Raw genomic sequence first — 19681 nt, 5'->3', positions numbered from 1 at the left:
GTTTAGCCAGGTAATAAATTTAGCCAGGTAATAAATAGTAAAGAAGGGGCTTTCTGTGGAGTGTAAAGGTTTTCTGTTTGATCTTGACGGCACGCTGGTGGATTCACTGCCTGCGGTGGAACGGGCCTGGAGCAACTGGGCAAAAGATCATGATATCGACCCGCAGATAGTTCTGGATTTTATTCATGGCAAGCAGGCCATCACCTCGTTGCGTCATTTTCTGGCTGGTGCCAGTGAGGAGACGATTCAGCGTGAGTTTGTCGCGCTGGAGCAGGTGGAAGCGACCGATACCACCGGTATTGCGGCGATGCCGGGCGCACAGGCGCTGCTGGTCAGGCTGGACGAGCTGGATATTCCGTGGGCGATCGTGACGTCGGGCACGGTACCTATTGCACATGCCCGCCACCGTGCCGCTGGGTTGTCTGCTCCGCGCGAGTTCATTACCGCGGAGCAGGTGGCGCATGGCAAGCCGAATCCGGACGCTTATCTGCTGGGCGCACAGCGGCTTGGGCTGGCTCCCGCCGAGTGCATGGTGGTAGAGGATGCGCCGGCCGGCGTGCTGTCTGGTCTGGCTGCGGGGTGTCTGGTGGTCGCGGTGAATGCGCCGGCCGACACGCCGCGTTTGGATGAGGTGGATGCCGCATTACATTCTCTTGAGCAATTGCAGATTTCGCGTACAGCGGATGGCTGGGTGAACATCAGCCTGAAATGATGCCCCAAACCGGAATAAACATGATCAAAACCCTGCTTTGTCAGGGTTTTTTTATGGCATGCTGATTTTAAAGCGGTTTCTCCGGGGAGTGCGCTTCCAGCTGGAATACCGCCTGATGAATAAGGACCGTTAACGTCAGGAGGAGGCATGTTGAGCAGTTCGCTTGTCTGGGTTGTCATGCTGTTATTGATCGCCATTGTGTTGTTTGCTACCGGTAAATTGCGCATGGATGTGATCGCGTTGCTGGTGATTGTGGCGTTTGTGCTAAGCGGCACGCTGACGTTACAGGAGGCGCTGATCGGTTTCAGCGATCCGAACGTATTCCTGATCGCCGCGCTGTTTGTGATCGGCGAAGGTCTGGTGCGAACCGGGGTGGCTTATCAAGTCGGCGACTGGTTGATGCGCGTGGCCGGCCAGAGCGAAACCCGTATGCTGATTCTGCTGATGTGCACCGTAGCGCTGCTGGGCGCTTTCATGAGTTCGACCGGCGTGGTGGCTATTTTTATTCCGGTAGTGCTGAACGTCGCCGCACGAATGAAAACCACCCCGGCCCGCCTGATGATGCCGCTGGCTTTCGCCGGGTTGATCAGCGGCATGATGACGCTGGTGGCGACCCCGCCGAATATGGTAGTCAGCAGTGAACTGATGCGTACCGGCATGGCCGGGTTCAGCTTTTTCAGCGTCACGCCGATTGGCGTGGTGGTGTTGTTGATCGGTATCGCGTATATGCTGGTGGCCCGTTTTTGGCTGACCGTGACGGACAGCGATAACCCCAAGGAAGGGTGGAAGCGCAAAACGTTTCGTGACCTGATCCGGGAATATCGATTGACCGGACGCGCGCGCCGGCTGGCGATTCGCACCGGCTCGCCGCTGATTGGTCAGCGGCTGGATGATTTGCAATTACGCCAGCGCTACGGCGCCAACGTGGTGGGGATTGAGCGCTGGCAGAAATTCCGGCGCATTATGGTGAGCGTCAGCGGCAATAGCGAATTGCGCCTGAATGATGTGCTGTTGATCGATATGTCGGCATCAGACGTGGATCTGCGCGAGTTCTGCGCCACCCAGCGCCTGGAGCCGATGGTGCTGCGCGGTGAGTATTTCTCTGAACAGGCGCGGGATGTGGGGATGGCGGAAGTGTCGCTGATCCCTGATTCCGGACTGTTGGGCAAAACGTTGCAGGAGGCGTCGTTTCGCAGCCGCTATGGATTGACGGTGGTGGGCATTCGCCGGGACGGCGAGGCGCTGGAAGGCACGCTGGCTGATGAAGCGTTAAAGCTGGGGGATATTTTACTGGTGATCGGCGACTGGAAAAATATCCGTCTGCTACACCAGCACAAGCACCACTTTATTGTGCTCAACCTGCCGGCGGAAGTGGATGAAGTGGCGCCAGCCAGCAATCAGGCGCCGCATGCGCTGTTTTGTCTGGCGCTGATGGTGGCGATGATGCTTACCGATGAAATCCCTAACGCCATCGCCGCGCTGATCGCCTGCCTGTTGATGGGGCAGTTTCGCTGCATCGACATGGAAAGCGCCTACCGTGCCATGCACTGGCCGAGCCTGATCCTGATTGTGGGCATGATGCCGTTTGCGCTGGCGTTGCAGCAAACCGGCGGCGTAGCATTGGTCGTCAAAGGGTTGATGGAAATCGGCGGCGATGCCGGTCCACATATGATGTTGGTGTGCTTGTTCCTGCTGTGCGCGCTGACGGGGTTGTTCATTTCCAACACGGCGACGGCGGTGCTGATGGCACCGATTGCCATCGCGGCGGCGGAGCAGATGCAGGTTTCGCCGTATCCTTTTGCGATGATTATCGCCATTGCCGCTTCTGCCGCGTTTATGACGCCGGTTTCTTCGCCGGTGAATACGTTGGTACTGGCGCCCGGCGGGTATCGTTTCAGTGATTTTGTTCGGGTTGGGGTGCCGTTCACGCTGTTGGTGATGGGCGTCAGCGTGGTGATGGTGCCGTGGCTGTACCCATTTTGAGCGTCGATACACCTGCACAGCCTGACTGAGCTGCCGCCAGGCTGCGCGCGGCGCCACAGGCGGAGGCTGACTAAAGCGGCGACTCCTGGCTGATTTCATCCAGCGACAGGCTGAAGCTTGGAATAAACACCGTCATGAAATAGTCCATTTCCGGACTCTGGCGCTGCTGGAGCGTTTTTTCCAGCCGGGCTTTGGCCAGCAAAAATTCGTTATTGCCGGCCGACAGTTCTTCCAGACACTTCAGGTACGCGCAAAGCGCATCCGCCTGTTTCACGATGGCGTGCTCTTCTTCGCTGATATGGGATTCATCCAGCAGCGGGCTGAAATCCTGCTGCAGTTCGGCAGGTAGCATCGCAATCAGATTATGGCGGGCAATCTTTTCGATCTTTTTGTATTCGTGGGCAATCTGCGCGTTGTAATACTTGATGGGGGTGGGCATGTCGCCGGTCAGCACTTCACTGACGTCATGGTACATCGCCAGCAGGGCAATGCGGCCCACATTGAGGTTGCCGTTGAATTTGCGGTTTTTGATCACCGCGAGGGCATGAGCGACAAACGCCACCTGCAGGCTGTGCTCGGAGACATTTTCGGTCCGGACATTGCGCATCAGCGGCCAGCGGCTAATCAGTTTCAGGCGGGATAAATGGGCGAAGAAGTGACTTTGAACCATAAGTGTCTCTCGGTGTACAGCAATAGGGATTCATTGTGGCGGCTCGGACAGCAAGAAGCAAATCAGGCCGGAACGCGATGGCGGAAAAAGAAGAAAGCACAACGGAAGAAAGAGATGCCCGGCACCAAAGCGGTACCGGACGTCGATCCGGCTACTGGTGATAACCTTCCAGGAAGCGGCCGAATTTGTTGATCGCCATTTCCAGCTCGTCCACACGCGGCAGGGTGACGATACGCAGGTGGTCCGGCTCCGGCCAGTTGAACGCGGTACCTTGCACCAGCAGTACTTTTTCCTGCAGCAGCAGGTCCAGCACCAGCTTTTGGTCGTCATGAATGTTGAAGCGTTTGGCGTCGACCTTGGGAAACATGTACAGCGCCCCGCTCGGTTTAACGCAGGATACGCCGGGAATCTGGTTGATCAATTCCCAGGCGCGATTACGCTGTTCGTACAGACGTCCGCCTGGATGAATGAATTCGCTGATGCTTTGGTAACCGCCCAGCGCCGTCTGAATCGCGTGTTGCATCGGCACGTTGGCGCACAGACGCATCGACGCCAGCATCTCCAGCCCTTCAATGTAGCCGCGAGCGTGTTTTTTCGGTCCGTTCAGCACCATCCAGCCCTGACGGAATCCGGCTACGCGATAGGTTTTGGACAGACCGTTGAAGGTGACGGTTAAGAGATCAGGCGCCAGCGCAGCAATAGAATGATGCTGGGCGTCATCGTAGAGGATCTTGTCGTAAATCTCGTCGGCAAAAATAATCAGGCTATGCTGACGGGCAATCTCAACCACTTCCAGCAGCAGTTCTTTGCTGTATACCGCCCCGGTAGGGTTATTGGGGTTAATGATCACGATCCCGCGGGTGCGAGGAGTGATCTTACTGCGAATGTCATCCAGATCCGGGAACCAGCCTGACTCTTCGTCACAGCGATAATGCACGGCATGGCCGCTGGAAAGCGACACGGCCGCGGTCCACAACGGATAATCCGGTGCCGGTACCAGCATTTCGTCACCGGTATTCAGCAACGCCTGCATCGACTGGACGATCAGTTCGGAAACACCGTTGCCGATGTAGACGTCTTCCAGCGTGATGTCGCGCATATCGCGGGCCTGATAGTGCTGTACGATGGCTTTGCGGGCGGAATAGAGCCCTTTGGAGTCGCAGTAGCCTTGCGCAGTCGGCAGATTGCGGATGACATCCACCAGAATTTCATCCGGCGCATCGAACCCGAAAGGCGCCGGGTTGCCGATGTTCAGTTTGAGTACCTTATTGCCTTCTTCTTCCAGCCGTTTTGCTTCTTTTAGTACTGGACCACGAATATCGTAACAAACGTTTTCCAGTTTTTTCGATTTTTCTATTGGTGACATTTAACAAACCTTTTACAGGATCCCATTCCTGATGAGTAATCGCCTAACCCATCTAATGTACTCTTCCCGCCGTGTGTTTTGAAGAATCATTACTATAGCTGTGAAGCTGGTTCCAGATAGCGATCGGAGCCAGAGCGATAAACAACATCATTGTTAATGATGTGTGATTAAAGTGTGATGGTGCTTTCGATTTCCGGCCCGATACTGAGAGCGAGCTCCATAAAACAGCCTCTGGCGTCGGTAATTTATCCATCCTGATCGCATGACGAAGCATTAATCATGTTCAGACGGTGGTCGAAAGGAATAATCTCCGAAGCAATTGACGTATTTTTTATACCTGATTCAAACGCTGAAACCGGTATCATAAAATGATCGCTGCCTTGAGGGTTATAAAAACCCTTTTTTTAAATACGGTAATGGCAGAAGAGCAAGCAAATGTTTCTCTCTGGGGAAATGGGAGAACGGTATTTTGTCCGCAAAAAAATAAAATGCAGCCAACTTGCTGATAATAAAAAAACAGAGTTATTTAAACGAATAGCGGAAAAAATGGAGTAAGAATAAAAAAGGCAGGGTATATCTCACTGCTCATAAGATAATTTTGGGGCTGGAGAGAGTGCCCTCGCGTAACTTCATGAAAATTTATGTTACATGTGATATCCTTGCGTGTTATTTAACAAATTTACAAAATAATATTAATCTTTACATAAAAACTAAGTCATGCAGTGATAGTAACTTACTGTATTAAATGTATTTGCATGTGAGCGGCGCCGGATTCGGTCTGATGGCTATCTTTGATGAAGTGAAAGGATAGGGAAGTGGATTCATCAGGTGGATTGATGGTTTTTATGGTTGAATTAAAACAGGATTTCAAATTGGATGGCGCGATTTAAGAATTTGCTGATGTTTTAAACGTAATGTCTTTTTCAAGCAATCAGAGAATCAATGATGCACAAAGTATGCGTTAAAAGTGAAAAATAAGAGATGTCGTATATTTTGATGAGTGCGCATCGTAACGTAAGCGCAATCAAAATCTTATATCTCTTGATTGTAATTTTCCGGCGAGATGAGATGGCTGGTTTTTTTTTGGTTTTTATTTTATTATCTAAAATAAATAAAGAGGTTCTTTTTGAAAGTCTGATTACGTAATAAGATGCTTAAATAAGGAGGCTTGAGGGAAGAGGCGATTCGGAGAAAGGAATATACATGGCCTTTTGCCGTAACCGTTCGTCTGCGATACTGTCCGTCTTATATTGTGCGTCCGGCCCTTGCCGGGGCATCAACATCAACACCAGGTATGTTTGTTAAAAATTAAAATAGATAAGTGAAGAACCGTATGACAAATACAAGTCGCCCTGTCCTCAATCTTGATCTCGATCTGTTGAGAACGTTCGTCGCTGTTGCAGATTTGAACACGTTTGCAGCCGCCGCTGTGGCTGTGTGCAGAACACAGTCGGCAGTGAGCCAGCAGATGCAGCGTCTGGAACAGTTAATTGGTAAGGAGCTGTTTGCCCGCCACGGGCGAAACAAGCTGCTGACCGAGCACGGTATCCAGTTTCTTGGGTATGCCAGAAAAATCCTGCAGTTTAACGATGAGGCTTGCGCCTCGCTGATGTATAGCGATATTCAGGGCACCCTGACTATCGGCGCGTCTGATGATACGGCGGATACCATTCTGCCTTTCATCCTGCAACGCGTCACCACCGTGTTCCCGAAGCTGTCGATCGCCGTCAGTATCAAACGCAGCGCAGAAATGACGGATATGCTGCAGCAGGGGATAATTGATCTGGTCATTACTACGTCCAACAGCGACGATTTGCCGCATGTGTTGCTGCGCACGTCACCGACGTTATGGTATTGCTCGGCTGATTATCAGTATCAGCCGGGAGAGACCGTTTCGCTGGTGGTGCTGGATGAACCGAGTCCGTTCCGCGCACTGGCGCTGGATCAACTGACCGCCGCCGGTATTCCGTGGAAGATCTCTTATGTCGCTTCTACGCTGTCCGCAGTACGCGCGGCGGTAAAAGCCGGTCTTGGGATTACCGTGCGTTCGGTAGAAATGATGAGTCCGGAACTGCGCGTGTTGGGTGAAGAAGAAGGCTTGCCGAAACTGCCTGATACGCGTTATTACCTGTGCAGGAATCCGGATCATGACAACGATCTGACCAATGCCATTTTCAGCGCTATCGAGTCCGGCACCCGTTCGCATTTGCTGCCGGTTAGCACCGGGACCGAAAGCGAGCTGCGGGAACCGCCGACAGATGAATCATTAAAAGATATTACCTGAGTACGAGCGTAGCGGGGTGAAAGGCCCCGCTACGGCTTAGGTTTTCATCCTTCAGTCAGTCTTTTCCATGTTGATTTTCCCACCACGGTTTGTCTGTTCACTTCTATACTTCCTTTGAACTCTCTTTGCCTAATACGCTGTTTGTGTTCTTTTTTTATTAAAACTGCATTTCTATTTTTTTAAAGCCATGTTGATCGAATGAAAAGGTTAATGGTTGAGCAATCGACGCAATTTTTTTACTAACATAAATGAAAAAAGTGTGCCCTGGATCAAAAAATACCCCTATTAACCCTATGGGGGAACAGGAATTCTTGCCGAAAATGGTATAGTCACCCTACCAATAAGGGCTTTCCGCGGGTGGAATCGTTAACGTGAAGCGGTCGACTGACTCGATTTAGTCAACGTGTTGCACACAAAATGTTAACGAAACTGCGTGCATGTAAAGTAATGTGCTGTTATTTTTAGTGGCGTTGAAAATAAGGTTACATAACAGGGAATCAGGCCTCATTAAACAGCTGCTTAACCTTATAAGTTGTGGCGTTTTTGTGGCGAAAAATCCTTCCTTTTAATCGATGTGGCGACGAACTGCCGACAAAAGAGCAGGTGTCTGATCACTTTTGATGAGTAAGCAAGAGTATGTCAACAACTACTGAAGTCCTCGCCCATCACTGGGCTTTTGCGCTATTCGTTATCGTTGCTGTAGGTCTCTGCGGCTTTATGTTGCTCGGCGGCTTCCTGTTGGGAGGCAGAGCCCGGGCCAGACACAAAAATATTCCTTATGAATCGGGTATCGATTCCGTTGGTTCCGCGCGGTTGCGCCTCTCCGCCAAGTTTTACCTGGTCGCCATGTTTTTCGTTATTTTCGACGTTGAAGCCCTCTATCTCTATGCCTGGTCCGTATCTATACGGGAGAGCGGCTGGATAGGCTTCGTCGAGGCCACAATTTTCATTTTGGTGTTGTTGGCTGGTTTGATCTATCTGGTGCGTATCGGCGCGTTGGACTGGACGCCTTCGCGTTCCAAAAGACAAGTCGTGAAATCCAATGTCGTGGCTCAGACCCCCAACACTCATCAGCAGTAAATAGCGAGGCATTTAGAAGATGGATTATACGCTCACCCGCATTGACCCGGACGGTGAGAACGACCGTTACCCCCTCCAGAAGCAAGAGATTGTCAGCGATCCGCTTGAACAGCATGTCAATCGCAGCGTTTTCATGGGCAACCTCGAACAGTCGCTGCACAGCATGGTCAACTGGGGGCGCAGCAATTCCCTGTGGCCTTATAACTTCGGTCTTTCCTGCTGCTACGTGGAAATGGCGACGTCGTTTACTTCGGTGCATGACGTTGCGCGTTTTGGTTCCGAAGTTATCCGCGCCTCACCACGTCAGGCGGATTTCATGGTCGTGGCCGGTACGCCTTTTTTGAAAATGGCGCCGGTCATTCAGCGTTTGTACGACCAGATGCTGGCGCCGAAATGGGTAATTTCCATGGGGGCCTGTGCGAATTCCGGCGGTATGTACGATATTTATTCCGTGGTGCAAGGCGTGGACAAGTTCCTGCCGGTTGATGTGTACATCCCGGGATGTCCGCCGCGTCCGGAAGCCTACATGCAGGCGCTGTTGCTGCTGAAAGAGTCCATCGGTAAGGAGCGCCGCCCTCTGTCATGGGTGGTAGGCGATCAGGGGGTTTACCGCGCCAATATGCAATCCGAGCGCGAACGTAAACGTGGAGAACGCATTGCGGTAACCAATCTGCGTTCTCCTGATGAGATTTGACCCTGTGAGTGAAGGCTGTAGTGGCTACGTAAGATCACGATAAATTCATATCACGATAAATCGTGTGTAGCCATTATCAGTCACAGAAATAGCACGTTTACTGTGGTGACATAATTTATGACAGATTTAACGACGCACGATGTCGCTCTGCCTGCGTGGCAAACCCGAGATCATCAGGATGATCCGGTCGTCAGCGAGCTGTGTAACCGTTTTGGACCGGAAGCATTTACCGTTCAGGCAACCCGCACCGGCCTGCCGGTGGTTTGGGTGAAACGTGAGCAACTGCTGGACGTAGTGGCTTTTCTGAAAAAGCAGCCTAAACCCTATGTGATGCTGCATGACCTGCATGGCGTGGATGAGCGTCTGCGTACCCACCGCCAGGGCTTGCCGGATGCCGATTTTACCGTTTTCTATCACCTGATTTCGATTGAGCGCAACCGCGACATCATGTTGAAGGTGGCGTTGTCGGAAAACGATCTGAACATGCCGACCCTGATCAAACTGTTCCCCAACGCCAACTGGTACGAGCGTGAAGTGTGGGACATGTTTGGTATTACCTTCAAAGGGCACCCGCACCTGACGCGCATCATGATGCCGCAGACCTGGCAGGGGCATCCGCTGCGCAAAGATTTCCCGGCGCGCGCCACCGAATTCGATCCGTTCGTGCTGACCAAACAGCGTGAAGACATGGAGATGGAGTCCCTGACTTTCAAACCGGAAGAGTGGGGGATGAAGCGCGGTACCGACAACGAAGACTTCATGTTCCTGAACCTGGGGCCGAACCACCCGTCCGCGCATGGTGCTTTCCGTATCATTCTGCAGCTTAACGGCGAAGAGATCGTCGATTGTATCCCGGATATCGGCTATCACCACCGCGGCGCGGAGAAAATGGGTGAGCGCCAGTCCTGGCACAGCTATATCCCTTACACCGACCGTATCGAATACCTCGGCGGCTGCGTGAACGAAATGCCGTATGTACTGGCGGTGGAAAAACTGGCCGGTATTGAGGTGCCTGAGCGCGTGAACGTTATCCGCGTCATGCTGTCCGAACTGTTCCGTATCAATAGCCACCTGCTGTACATCAGTACCTTCATTCAGGACGTCGGCGCGATGACGCCGGTGTTCTTCGCCTTTACCGATCGTCAGAAAATCTACGATCTGGTGGAAGCGATTACCGGCTACCGTATGCATCCGGCCTGGTTCCGTATCGGCGGCGTGGCGCACGATCTGCCGCGCGGCTGGGAACGTTTGTTGCGTGAATTCCTCGACTGGATGCCGGCACGTCTGGATACCTATGTCAAGGCGGCGTTGCAAAACAGCATCCTGAAAGGGCGTTCACAAGGCGTGGCTGCCTATAACGCTAAAGAAGCGCTGGAGTGGGGCGTGACTGGCGCCGGTCTGCGCGCTACCGGCATTGCGTTCGACGTGCGTAAAGCACGGCCCTACTCCGGTTATGAAAACTTCGACTTTGAAGTGCCGGTGGGCGATGGCGTCAGCGACTGCTACAGCCGTGTGATGCTGAAAGTGGAAGAGTTGCGCCAAAGTCTGCGTATTCTGGAACAGTGCCTGAAAAATATGCCGGAAGGTCCGTTCAAAGCCGACCATCCGCTGACCACGCCGCCGCCGAAAGAGCGCACGCTGCAACACATTGAAACGCTGATTAACCACTTCCTGCAGGTTTCCTGGGGGCCGGTGATGCCGGCTAACGAATCATTCCAGATGATCGAGGCCACCAAAGGGGTTAACAGTTACTACCTGACCAGTGACGGCAGCACCATGAGCTACCGAACCCGTATCCGCACGCCGAGCTTCCCGCATCTGCAGCAGATTCCGTCGGTGATTCGCGGCTGCCTGGTATCCGACCTGATCGTATACCTCGGTAGTATTGATTTTGTCATGTCAGATGTGGACCGCTAATTATGCACGAACATAACAACACTCAGGATTCGATCGATGCTCCGGCGCAGGCCGCCAGCGATATTTTTGTGTTAAGCGACACAGAGCGCGACGCTATCGAGCATGAAAAACACCACTACGAAGATGCGCGCGCCGCGTCTATTGAAGCGCTGAAGATTGTGCAGAAGCACCGTGGCTGGGTGCCGGATGGCGCGATTGACGCCATTTCCGAGGTGCTCGGCATTCCTGCCAGCGACGTGGAAGGCGTGGCGACGTTCTACAGCCAGATTTACCGTCAGCCGGTAGGGCGCCATGTGATCCGTTACTGCGACAGCGTGGTGTGCCATATCACCGGTTATCAGGGGATCCAGGCGGCGCTGGAGAGAAAGCTGAATATCAAGCCCGGCCAGACCACATTTGACGGCCGCTTTACGCTGCTGCCGACTTGCTGTCTGGGGAACTGCGACAAGGGGCCGACCATGATGATCGACGAGGACACCCACAGTCAGCTGAAGCCTGATGATATCGATTCGTTACTGGAGCAGTATCAATGAGTAAAAACATTGTTCTGACGGCTGAACAGCATCCCCTGACCTGGCGTCTGCGCGCGGACAAACAGCCGGTATGGCTGGACGAATACCGCAGCAAGAACGGTTATGCCGGTGCCCAAAAGGCGCTGACCGGCATGGCGCAGGATGAGGTGGTGACTCTGGTCAAGGATGCTGGCCTGCGTGGTCGCGGCGGTGCGGGTTTCTCCACGGGTCTCAAGTGGAGCCTGATGCCGAAAGACGAAAGCATGAATATCCGCTATCTGCTGTGTAACGCGGATGAGATGGAGCCGGGCACTTACAAAGACCGCCTGCTGATGGAGCAGATGCCGCATTTGCTGGTGGAGGGCATGCTGATAGGCGCTTATGCGCTGAAAGCCTATCGCGGTTATATCTTCCTGCGCGGTGAATACGTTGAGGCGGCGGCTAATTTGCGCCGTGCTATCGCTGAAGCGACAGAGGCGGGGCTGCTTGGCAAAAACATTATGGGCACCGGCTTTAATTTCGAGCTGTTTGTGCACACCGGCGCCGGTCGCTACATCTGCGGCGAAGAAACGGCGCTGATTAACTCGCTGGAAGGCCGTCGCGCCAATCCGCGCTCCAAACCGCCGTTCCCGGCTTCCGCCGGCGCGTGGGGTAAACCCACCTGCGTAAACAACGTGGAAACGCTGTGCAACGTGCCGGCCATCATCGAGCATGGTGTGGAATGGTATCAGGGATTGTCGGCCGGCAAGAGCAAAGACGCCGGCACTAAGCTGATGGGCTTCTCTGGTCGGGTGAAAAATCCGGGCCTGTGGGAGCTGCCGTTTGGCACCACCGCCCGTGAAATTCTGGAAGATTACGCTGGCGGCATGCGCGATGGCTTGACGCTGAAAGCCTGGCAGCCCGGCGGTGCCGGTACCGACTTCCTGACCGATGCGCATCTGGATCTGCCGATGGATTTCGAAAACATCGGCAAAGCCGGTAGCCGTCTGGGTACGGCGCTGGCGATGGCGGTCGACAATGAAATCAACATGGTATCGCTGACGCGCAATCTGGAAGAGTTCTTCGCCCGCGAGTCTTGCGGCTGGTGTACACCATGCCGCGACGGCCTGCCGTGGAGCGTGAAGATTCTGCGTGCGCTGGAGCGTGGGGAAGGGCAGCCGGGCGACATTGAAACGCTGGAGCAATTGTGCCGTTTCCTGGGGCCGGGCAACACCTTCTGCGCCCACGCGCCGGGGGCGGTCGAACCGCTGCAGAGCGCCATTAAATATTTCCGGGACGAATTCGAGGCAGGCATCGCCAGACAGGTTGTCAGTAACGCCAAACCGATTGGCGGCATTCAGCCCAACCTGCTGAAACAGCGCTGGTAATCGCGCAATCCGGCGTGTTGAGCAGCACGCCGGGATTAAACGCCGATTCATCCCGCAGACAGAATTTTTGATTAGTGCCCGCCTGAGGCGGGCTGTTATGGAAGCATGCTGACTATGGCAACGATTCATGTAGACGGCAAAGAATATGAAGTGGACGGAGCGGATAACCTGCTGCAGGCTTGTCTGTCTCTGGGACTTGATATTCCCTACTTTTGCTGGCACCCGGCGCTGGGGAGCGTCGGTGCTTGCCGCCTGTGTGCGGTCAAGCAGTACCAGAACGCGGAAGATACCCGTGGTCGTCTGGTAATGTCCTGTATGACGCCGGCGTCGGATGGCACTTATATCGCCATTGACGATGACGAGGCAAAGCAGTTCCGCAAGACCATTGTGGAATTTCTGATGACCAACCATCCGCACGACTGTCCGGTTTGTGAGGAAGGGGGTAACTGTCATCTGCAGGATATGACGGTAATGACGGGCCACAGTTTCCGTCGTTACCGTTTCACCAAACGTACGCACCACAATCAGGATCTCGGCCCGTTCATCTCCCACGAAATGAACCGCTGTATCGCTTGTTACCGCTGCGTGCGTTATTACAAGGATTACGCCGACGGTAAAGACCTGGGTGTTTACGGCGCGCATGACAACGTCTATTTCGGTCGCCCGGAAGACGGCGTGTTGGAAAGCGAATTCTCCGGCAACCTGGTGGAAGTCTGCCCGACCGGGGTTTTCACCGACAAAACCCATTCCGAGCGTTATAACCGTAAATGGGACATGCAGTTCGCGCCCAGCATTTGCCAGCAGTGCAGCGTGGGTTGCAACACCAGCCCGGGCGAGCGTTATGGCGAACTGCGTCGTATCGAAAACCGCTATAACGGCAGCGTGAACCACTATTTCCTGTGCGACCGCGGCCGTTTTGGTTATGGCTACGTCAACCTGAAAGACCGGCCGCGTCAGCCGCTGCAACGTCGTGGCGATGACTGGATTGCGCTGAATGCCGAGCAAGCGTTGCAGGGCGCGGCCGATGTGCTGCGTCAGGCGAAGAAAGTGATCGGTATCGGTTCACCGCGCGCCAGCGTGGAAAGCAACTTCGCGTTGCGCGAACTGGTCGGCGCCGGCAACTTCTATACCGGCGTCTCACAGGCGGAACAACATCGCCTGCAACTGATGTTGAAAGTTCTGAAAGAGAGCGGTGTGCATACGCCGTCTCTGCGTGAAATCGAAGGCTACGACGCCGTGCTGGTGCTGGGAGAAGATTTGACCCAGACCGGCGCGCGCATTGCGCTGGCGGTACGTCAGGCGGTGAAAGGCAAAGCCCGTGAAATGGCGGCCGCCCAGAAAGTGGCCGACTGGCAGATTGCGGCGATCCTGAACATCGGTCAGCACGCCAAACATCCGCTGTTCGTCACCAACGTCGACAGCACCCGTCTGGACGATATCGCCGCCTGGAGTTACCGCGCGCCGGTGGCTGAGCAGGCACGACTCGGTTTTGCGATTGCCCACGCACTCGACAATGCCGCGCCGGCGGTCAGCGATCTGCCGGCCGACCTCAGCCAGAAAGTGGACGTAATTGTTCAGGCGCTGGCGGGGGCTCGCAAGCCGCTGATCATCTCCGGCACCAACGCGGGCAGCGATGATGTGATCGCCGCCGCCGCCAACGTCGCCAAAGCGCTGAAAGGCCGTGGTTCGGATGTCGGCATCACCTTTGTGGCCGCTTCCGCCAACAGTATCGGTGTAACCATGATGGGCGGCGGTTCGCTGGATGAAGCGCTGTCGCAGTTGGAAACCGGCGAAGCCGACAGCGTGGTGGTGTTGGAAAACGACCTGTATCGTCATGCGCCGGCCGCCCGTGTGGATGCCGCGCTGGCGAAAGCCGCCAACCTGATTGTGCTGGACCATCAACGCACCGCGATCATGGACAAGGCCAGCCTGGTGCTGTCCTCCGCCAGCTTTGCGGAAAGCGACGGCACGCTCGTCAACCAGGAAGGCCGCGCTCAGCGTTTCTTCCAGGTTTATGACCCGACTTACTACGACGGCAAAGTGGTGATGCTGGAAAGCTGGCGCTGGCTGCATTCCCTGTATATCACCTACAACAGCCGTCAGGTGGACTGGACGCAACTGGACCACGTGATTGACGCCTGCGTTAACGCGTTGCCGCAGTTGGCCGCGATCAAAGACGCGGCGCCGGATGCCTCGTTCCGCATCAACGGGCAGAAACTGGCGCGCGAACCGCATCGTTACAGCGGTCGTACCGCCATGCGCGCCAACATCAGCGTGCACGAGCCGCGTCAGCCGCAGGACCGTGACACCATGTTTACCTTCTCTATGGAAGGGAACAACAGTCCGCTGGCCGAGCGTCAACAGGTACCGTTTGCCTGGGCGCCGGGCTGGAACTCGCCGCAGGCGTGGAACAAATTCCAGGATGAAGTGGGCGGGCATTTGCGCCACGGCGATCCGGGCGTGCGTCTGATCGAAGCCGGCGACGCTTCGCTGGCGTATTTCAGCCAGATTCCGGCGCCGTTCGCTCCGCAACAGGGGCAGTGGCAGGTTGCGCCTTACTACAATCTGTTCGGCAGCGACGAGTTGTCACAGCGTTCCGGCGTTATCCAGCAGCGTATGCCGCAGGCCTGCGCGGTAGTGAATCAGGCCGATGCCGCCTTGCTGGGCGTCAATGCCGGCGCGTTGCTGGACATCACCTGTGGTGGTCAGACGCTGCGTCTGCCGGTGCGTCTGAGCACTGAGCTGCGTCAGGGCCAGGTTGGTTTGCCGCTGGGCTTTCCGGGGATTGCTCCGGTACTGGCGGGCGCGACCGTTGAAATGCTGCGGGAGGCTGCGCAATGAATTGGTTGACTCCGGAAGTACTGGACATCCTGGCCACCGTCGGCAAAGCGATCGTGATTCTGCTGGTCGTGGTGAGCTGCGGCGCGCTCATGAGTATGGGGGAGCGCCGTCTGCTGGCGCTGTTCCAGGGGCGTTACGGGCCTAACCGCGTGGGCTGGGGCGGTTCGCTGCAGCTGGTGGCGGACATGCTCAAGATGTTCTTCAAAGAAGACTGGACGCCGCCGTTCGCCGACAAGGTGATTTTCACCCTGGCGCCGGTGATTGCCTTTACTTCACTGTTGCTGTCGTTCGCCATCGTACCGGTCAGCCCGACCTGGCAGGTGGCCAATCTGAACATCGGGGTGCTGTTCTTCCTGATGATGGCGGGCCTGGCGGTTTATGCCGTGCTGTTCGCCGGCTGGTCCAGTAACAACAAATACTCGCTGCTGGGTGCGGTGCGTGCTTCTGCGCAAACGTTGAGTTATGAGGTGTTCCTCGGTTTGTCCCTGATGGGGGTGGTGGCGCAGGCCGGCTCGTTCAACATGGCCGATATCGTCAATGCGCAGTCTACGGTGTGGAACGTCGTCCCGCAGTTCTTCGGCTTTATTACCTTTGCGATCGCCGGCGTGGCGGTGTGTCACCGTCATCCGTTCGACCAGCCGGAAGCCGAGCAGGAACTGGCGGATGGTTACCATATCGAATACGCCGGGATGAAGTTCGGTCTGTTCTTCGTTGGCGAATACATCGGTATCGTGACGGTTTCCGCGTTGATCGTGACGCTGTTCTTCGGTGGCTGGCACGGACCTTTCCTGCCGCCGTTCGTCTGGTTTGCGCTGAAGACGGCGTTTTTCATGATGATGTTCATCTTGATTCGTGCTTCGCTGCCCCGTCCGCGTTATGACCAGGTGATGGCGTTTGGCTGGCGGGTGTGTCTGCCGCTGACGCTGCTGAACCTGCTGGCGACCGCCGCGGTCATTCTGTACAACGCTTGATAGGGGTGAATAAACCATGACACTGAAAGAACTTTTGATTGGTTTCGGCACCCAGGTACGCAGTATCTGCATGGTGGGTTCCAACGCGTTTAAAAAGCGTGAAACCAAAATGTATCCGGAAGAGCCGGTGAATCCGCCGCCGCGTTTTCGCGGCCGCATCGTGCTGACTCGCGATCCGGACGGACAGGAGCGTTGCGTAGCCTGTAACCTGTGCGCCGTGGCCTGCCCGGTAGGGTGTATCTCCCTGCAGAAGGCGGAAATGAAGGATGGCCGCTGGTATCCGGAGTTTTTCCGCATCAACTTCTCCCGCTGCATTTTCTGCGGTATGTGTGAGGAGGCCTGCCCGACGACGGCGATTCAGCTGACCCCCGATTTCGAAATGGGTGAGTTCAAGCGTCAGGATCTGGTGTACGAAAAAGACGATCTGCTGATCTCGGGGCCGGGTAAATATCCGGAATACAACTTCTACCGGATGGCCGGTATGGCTGTTGATGGGAAAGAGAAGGGCGAAGCCGAAAACGAAGCCAAACCCATTGACGTTAAAGGCCTGCTGCCCTAAGGAGCCAAGCATGGAATTCGCTTTTTATGCGACTGCGATTATTGCGGTACTGGCGACGTTACGTGTCATTACCCACACCAATCCAGTACATGCATTACTTTATTTGATTGTTTCGTTACTGGCGGTTGCCGGTGTGTTCTTCTCGCTGGGCGCGTATTTCGCCGGGGCGCTGGAGATCATTGTTTACGCCGGCGCCATCATGGTGTTGTTCGTCTTCGTGGTGATGATGCTGAACCTCGGCAATTCGGTCGATGAGCAGGAAAAACTGTGGCTGAAACCCAGCGTATGGGTGGGGCCGGGCGTGCTGTCCCTGATTCTGTTGGCGATCATCGTCAAAGGGATCCTCAGCGTCACCGGCCAGAACATCGCCGGCAATATCGTTGATGCCAAAGCGGTCGGCATCAGCCTGTTCGGGCCGTATGTGCTGGCGGTGGAGCTGGCGTCGATGCTGCTGCTGGCCGGCTTAGTCGTGGCTTTCCACATCGGTCGTGAAGACAAGCGCGGAGAGCTGATTGCCAAAGATCAGGATGCCGACAAGAAAACAACGGAGGAACGCGCATGATTCCGCTACAACATGGCTTGCTGCTGGCGGCCATCCTCTTCGTGCTGGGGCTGACCGGGTTGGTGATTCGTCGCAATCTGCTGTTCATGCTGATCTGTCTGGAAATCATGATTAACGCCGCGGCGTTGGCTTTCGTGGTCGCCGGCAGCTATTGGGGGCAACCGGATGGTCAGGTGATGTATATCCTGGCTATTACGCTGGCCGCGGCCGAAGCCAGTATTGGCCTGGCGCTGCTGCTCCAGCTGTATCGCCGCCGTCAGACCCTGAATATTGATACTGTCAGTGAGATGCGCGGATGAACTTACTCTATTTAACAATTCTGTTTCCGCTGATCGGATTCCTGTTGCTGGCCTTCTCTCGCGGGCGCTGGTCGGAAAATGTTTCCGCCACCGTCGGTGTGGGGTCTATTGGGTTGGCTGCGCTGGTGACTGGCGGAGTCGTGGTGGATTTTCTCAGCCAGCAACAGCCTGGCGGGGTGACCTTCTTCAGTCAGCACCTATGGAGCTGGATGACGGTCGGCAAGTTCGACATCGGCGTTACGCTGGCGCTGGACGGCCTGTCGCTGACTATGTTGTCGGTAGTGACCGGCGTGGGTTTCTTCATCCATCTGTTCGCTTCCTGGTACATGCGTGGTGAAGAGGGGTACTCCCGCTTCTTCGCCTACACCAACCTGTTTATCGCCAGCATGGTGGTACTGGTGCTGGCGGATAACCTGCTGCTGATGTACCTCGGTTGGGAAGGGGTGGGGCTGTGCAGTTATCTGCTGATCGGTTTCTACTACACCAACCCGAATAACGGCGCCGCGGCGATGAAAGCGTTCATCGTGACCCGCGTGGGCGACGTGCTGCTGGCGTTCGCGCTGTTTATCCTGTACCGCGAGCTGGGTACGCTGAACTTCCGCGATCTGATGGTACTGGCGCCGCAGCATCTGGCTGAAGGCTCCCCGGCGATCACCTGGGCGACGCTGATGTTGCTGGGTGGCGCGGTCGGTAAATCGGCACAGCTGCCGTTGCAGACTTGGCTGGCGGATGCGATGGCTGGTCCGACGCCGGTTTCCGCATTGATCCACGCCGCGACCATGGTGACCGCGGGCGTGTATCTGATTGCCCGTACCCACGGCCTGTTCCTGCTGGCGCCGGATGTGCTGAATCTGGTTGCTAATGTGGGTGCCGTCACGCTGTTGCTGGCTGGTTTCGCCGCGCTGGTGCAAACCGATATCAAACGCGTGCTGGCCTATTCGACAATGAGCCAGATTGGTTACATGTTCCTGGCGCTTGGCGTGCAGGCATGGGATGCCGCTATCTTCCATCTGATGACCCATGCGTTCTTCAAGGCGTTGCTGTTCCTGTCGTCCGGTTCGGTGATTCTGGCCTGCCATCATGAGCAGAACATCTTCAAGATGGGCGGTCTGCGTAAAACCATTCCGCTGGTGTATGCCTGCTTCCTGGTGGGCGGCGCCGCGCTGTCGGCGTTGCCGATGGTCACCGCCGGCTTCTTCAGTAAGGATGAAATTCTGGCCGGTGCCTGGGCCAACGGTCACATTAATCTGGTGATTGCCGGTCTGGTGGGGGCGTTCATGACATCGCTGTACACCTTCCGGATGATTTTTATCGTGTTCCATGGTGAAGCAAAAACCAAAGCCCACGCAGGCAAGGGGATTTCCCATCACCTGCCGTTGCTGGTGCTGCTGGTGCTGTCCACCTTTGTCGGCGCTCAGATTGCGCTGCCGCTGCACGGCGTACTGCCGGCCACGACCGAGCTTGAGCACGGTCAGGTCATGACGCTGGAAATCGCCTCCGGCGTGGTGGCGATTGCCGGTATTCTGCTGGCGGCCGCATTGTGGCTGGGCAAACGTCAGTTGGTGACGAGCATCGCCAACAGCGCGCCGGGTCGTTTCTTCTCGACATGGTGGTTCCATGCGTGGGGATTCGACTGGCTGTATGACAAGGTCTTCGTCAAACCGTATCTGGCTATTGCGACGTTGCTGCAGCGTGACCCGCTCAATGCGCTGATGAACATTCCGGCCATCCTGACCCGCTGGGGCAACCGTACGCTGATCGTCAGCGAAAACGGGCAGGTGCGCTGGTATGTCGCCTCAATGGGGGTCGGCGCCGTGGTGTTGCTGGCGCTGCTGTTGCTGGTCTAAGCGATGCGGTAATGCAG

At 55.5% G+C, this 19681-nt stretch carries 16 protein-coding genes; 14 read left to right on the top strand and 2 right to left on the bottom strand.

Annotated elements, in window-relative coordinates; genetic code table 11:
- The first annotated feature begins 55 nt into the window (after positions 1-55).
- Both DDA898_RS14560 and DDA898_RS14555 read left to right on the top strand, forming a co-directional pair.
- Entirely contained in the window at positions 56-712 is a 657-nt protein-coding gene (locus DDA898_RS14560) for a sugar phosphatase (RefSeq protein WP_038911548.1), read from the top strand.
- A 147-nt stretch (positions 713-859) separates the two neighbouring features.
- Positions 860-2695 carry an SLC13 family permease gene (locus DDA898_RS14555; RefSeq protein WP_201765865.1) on the top strand — a complete coding sequence of 612 codons (1836 nt, stop codon included), beginning with the start codon at positions 860-862 and terminating at the stop codon, positions 2693-2695.
- Positions 2696-2765: 70 nt separating this feature from the next.
- On the opposite strand, the gene yfbR is transcribed toward DDA898_RS14555, so the two are convergent.
- Together yfbR and DDA898_RS14545 are read right to left on the bottom strand one after the other, a co-directional pair.
- A complete protein-coding gene (yfbR, locus tag DDA898_RS14550; RefSeq protein WP_013318713.1) occupies positions 2766-3365 on the bottom strand; it encodes a 5'-deoxynucleotidase in 600 nt (199 codons plus the stop codon).
- 151 nt (positions 3366-3516) lie between these two features.
- Complete coding sequence (locus DDA898_RS14545; RefSeq protein ID WP_013318712.1) at positions 3517-4731, bottom strand: pyridoxal phosphate-dependent aminotransferase; 1215 nt, start codon at positions 4729-4731, stop codon at positions 3517-3519.
- A 1333-nt stretch (positions 4732-6064) separates the two neighbouring features.
- Between DDA898_RS14545 and lrhA the strand changes: the two genes are divergently transcribed.
- From lrhA to nuoL, 12 genes are all read left to right on the top strand, one after another.
- A complete protein-coding gene (gene lrhA, locus DDA898_RS14540; RefSeq protein ID WP_038902731.1) occupies positions 6065-7015 on the top strand; it encodes a transcriptional regulator LrhA in 951 nt (316 codons plus the stop codon).
- Positions 7016-7651: 636 nt separating this feature from the next.
- On the top strand, positions 7652-8095 hold the full coding sequence (locus DDA898_RS14535) for an NADH-quinone oxidoreductase subunit A (RefSeq protein WP_013318708.1): 444 nt from the start codon (positions 7652-7654) through the stop codon (positions 8093-8095).
- 19 nt (positions 8096-8114) lie between these two features.
- Positions 8115-8789 carry a NuoB/complex I 20 kDa subunit family protein gene (locus DDA898_RS14530; protein WP_012885398.1) on the top strand — a complete coding sequence of 225 codons (675 nt, stop codon included), beginning with the start codon at positions 8115-8117 and terminating at the stop codon, positions 8787-8789.
- A 117-nt stretch (positions 8790-8906) separates the two neighbouring features.
- Positions 8907-10706: an NADH-quinone oxidoreductase subunit C/D gene (gene nuoC, locus DDA898_RS14525; protein WP_013318707.1), complete on the top strand. Its 1800-nt coding sequence runs from the start codon at positions 8907-8909 to the stop codon at positions 10704-10706.
- A 2-nt stretch (positions 10707-10708) separates the two neighbouring features.
- Positions 10709-11239 (top strand): NADH-quinone oxidoreductase subunit NuoE, encoded by a 531-nt coding sequence (gene nuoE / locus DDA898_RS14520; RefSeq protein ID WP_038901613.1) that lies wholly within the window; start codon positions 10709-10711, stop codon positions 11237-11239.
- Positions 11236-12585: an NADH-quinone oxidoreductase subunit NuoF gene (gene nuoF / locus DDA898_RS14515; protein ID WP_013318705.1), complete on the top strand. Its 1350-nt coding sequence runs from the start codon at positions 11236-11238 to the stop codon at positions 12583-12585. The genes nuoE and nuoF overlap by 4 nt, the downstream gene beginning before the upstream one ends.
- Positions 12586-12699: 114 nt before the next feature.
- Complete coding sequence (gene nuoG, locus DDA898_RS14510) at positions 12700-15426, top strand: NADH-quinone oxidoreductase subunit NuoG (RefSeq protein WP_038912597.1); 2727 nt, start codon at positions 12700-12702, stop codon at positions 15424-15426.
- Positions 15423-16397 (top strand): NADH-quinone oxidoreductase subunit NuoH, encoded by a 975-nt coding sequence (gene nuoH / locus DDA898_RS14505; protein ID WP_013318703.1) that lies wholly within the window; start codon positions 15423-15425, stop codon positions 16395-16397. The genes nuoG and nuoH overlap by 4 nt, the downstream gene beginning before the upstream one ends.
- A 16-nt stretch (positions 16398-16413) precedes the next feature.
- Positions 16414-16956: an NADH-quinone oxidoreductase subunit NuoI gene (gene nuoI / locus DDA898_RS14500; RefSeq protein ID WP_013318702.1), complete on the top strand. Its 543-nt coding sequence runs from the start codon at positions 16414-16416 to the stop codon at positions 16954-16956.
- A 10-nt stretch (positions 16957-16966) separates the two neighbouring features.
- Entirely contained in the window at positions 16967-17518 is a 552-nt protein-coding gene (gene nuoJ / locus DDA898_RS14495; protein WP_013318701.1) for an NADH-quinone oxidoreductase subunit J, read from the top strand.
- Positions 17515-17817 carry an NADH-quinone oxidoreductase subunit NuoK gene (nuoK, locus tag DDA898_RS14490; RefSeq protein WP_012769142.1) on the top strand — a complete coding sequence of 101 codons (303 nt, stop codon included), beginning with the start codon at positions 17515-17517 and terminating at the stop codon, positions 17815-17817. The genes nuoJ and nuoK overlap by 4 nt, the downstream gene beginning before the upstream one ends.
- Complete coding sequence (gene nuoL, locus DDA898_RS14485; RefSeq protein ID WP_013318699.1) at positions 17814-19664, top strand: NADH-quinone oxidoreductase subunit L; 1851 nt, start codon at positions 17814-17816, stop codon at positions 19662-19664. Before nuoK ends, nuoL begins: the two co-directional genes overlap by 4 nt.
- The last annotated feature ends 17 nt before the right edge of the window (positions 19665-19681 follow it).

The organism is Dickeya dadantii NCPPB 898 (genome assembly GCF_000406145.1).
GTDB lineage: Bacteria > Pseudomonadota > Gammaproteobacteria > Enterobacterales > Enterobacteriaceae > Dickeya > Dickeya dadantii.
The sequence above is the reverse complement of the archived record's forward strand: the minus strand, read 5'-3'. Positions and strand labels throughout refer to the sequence as shown.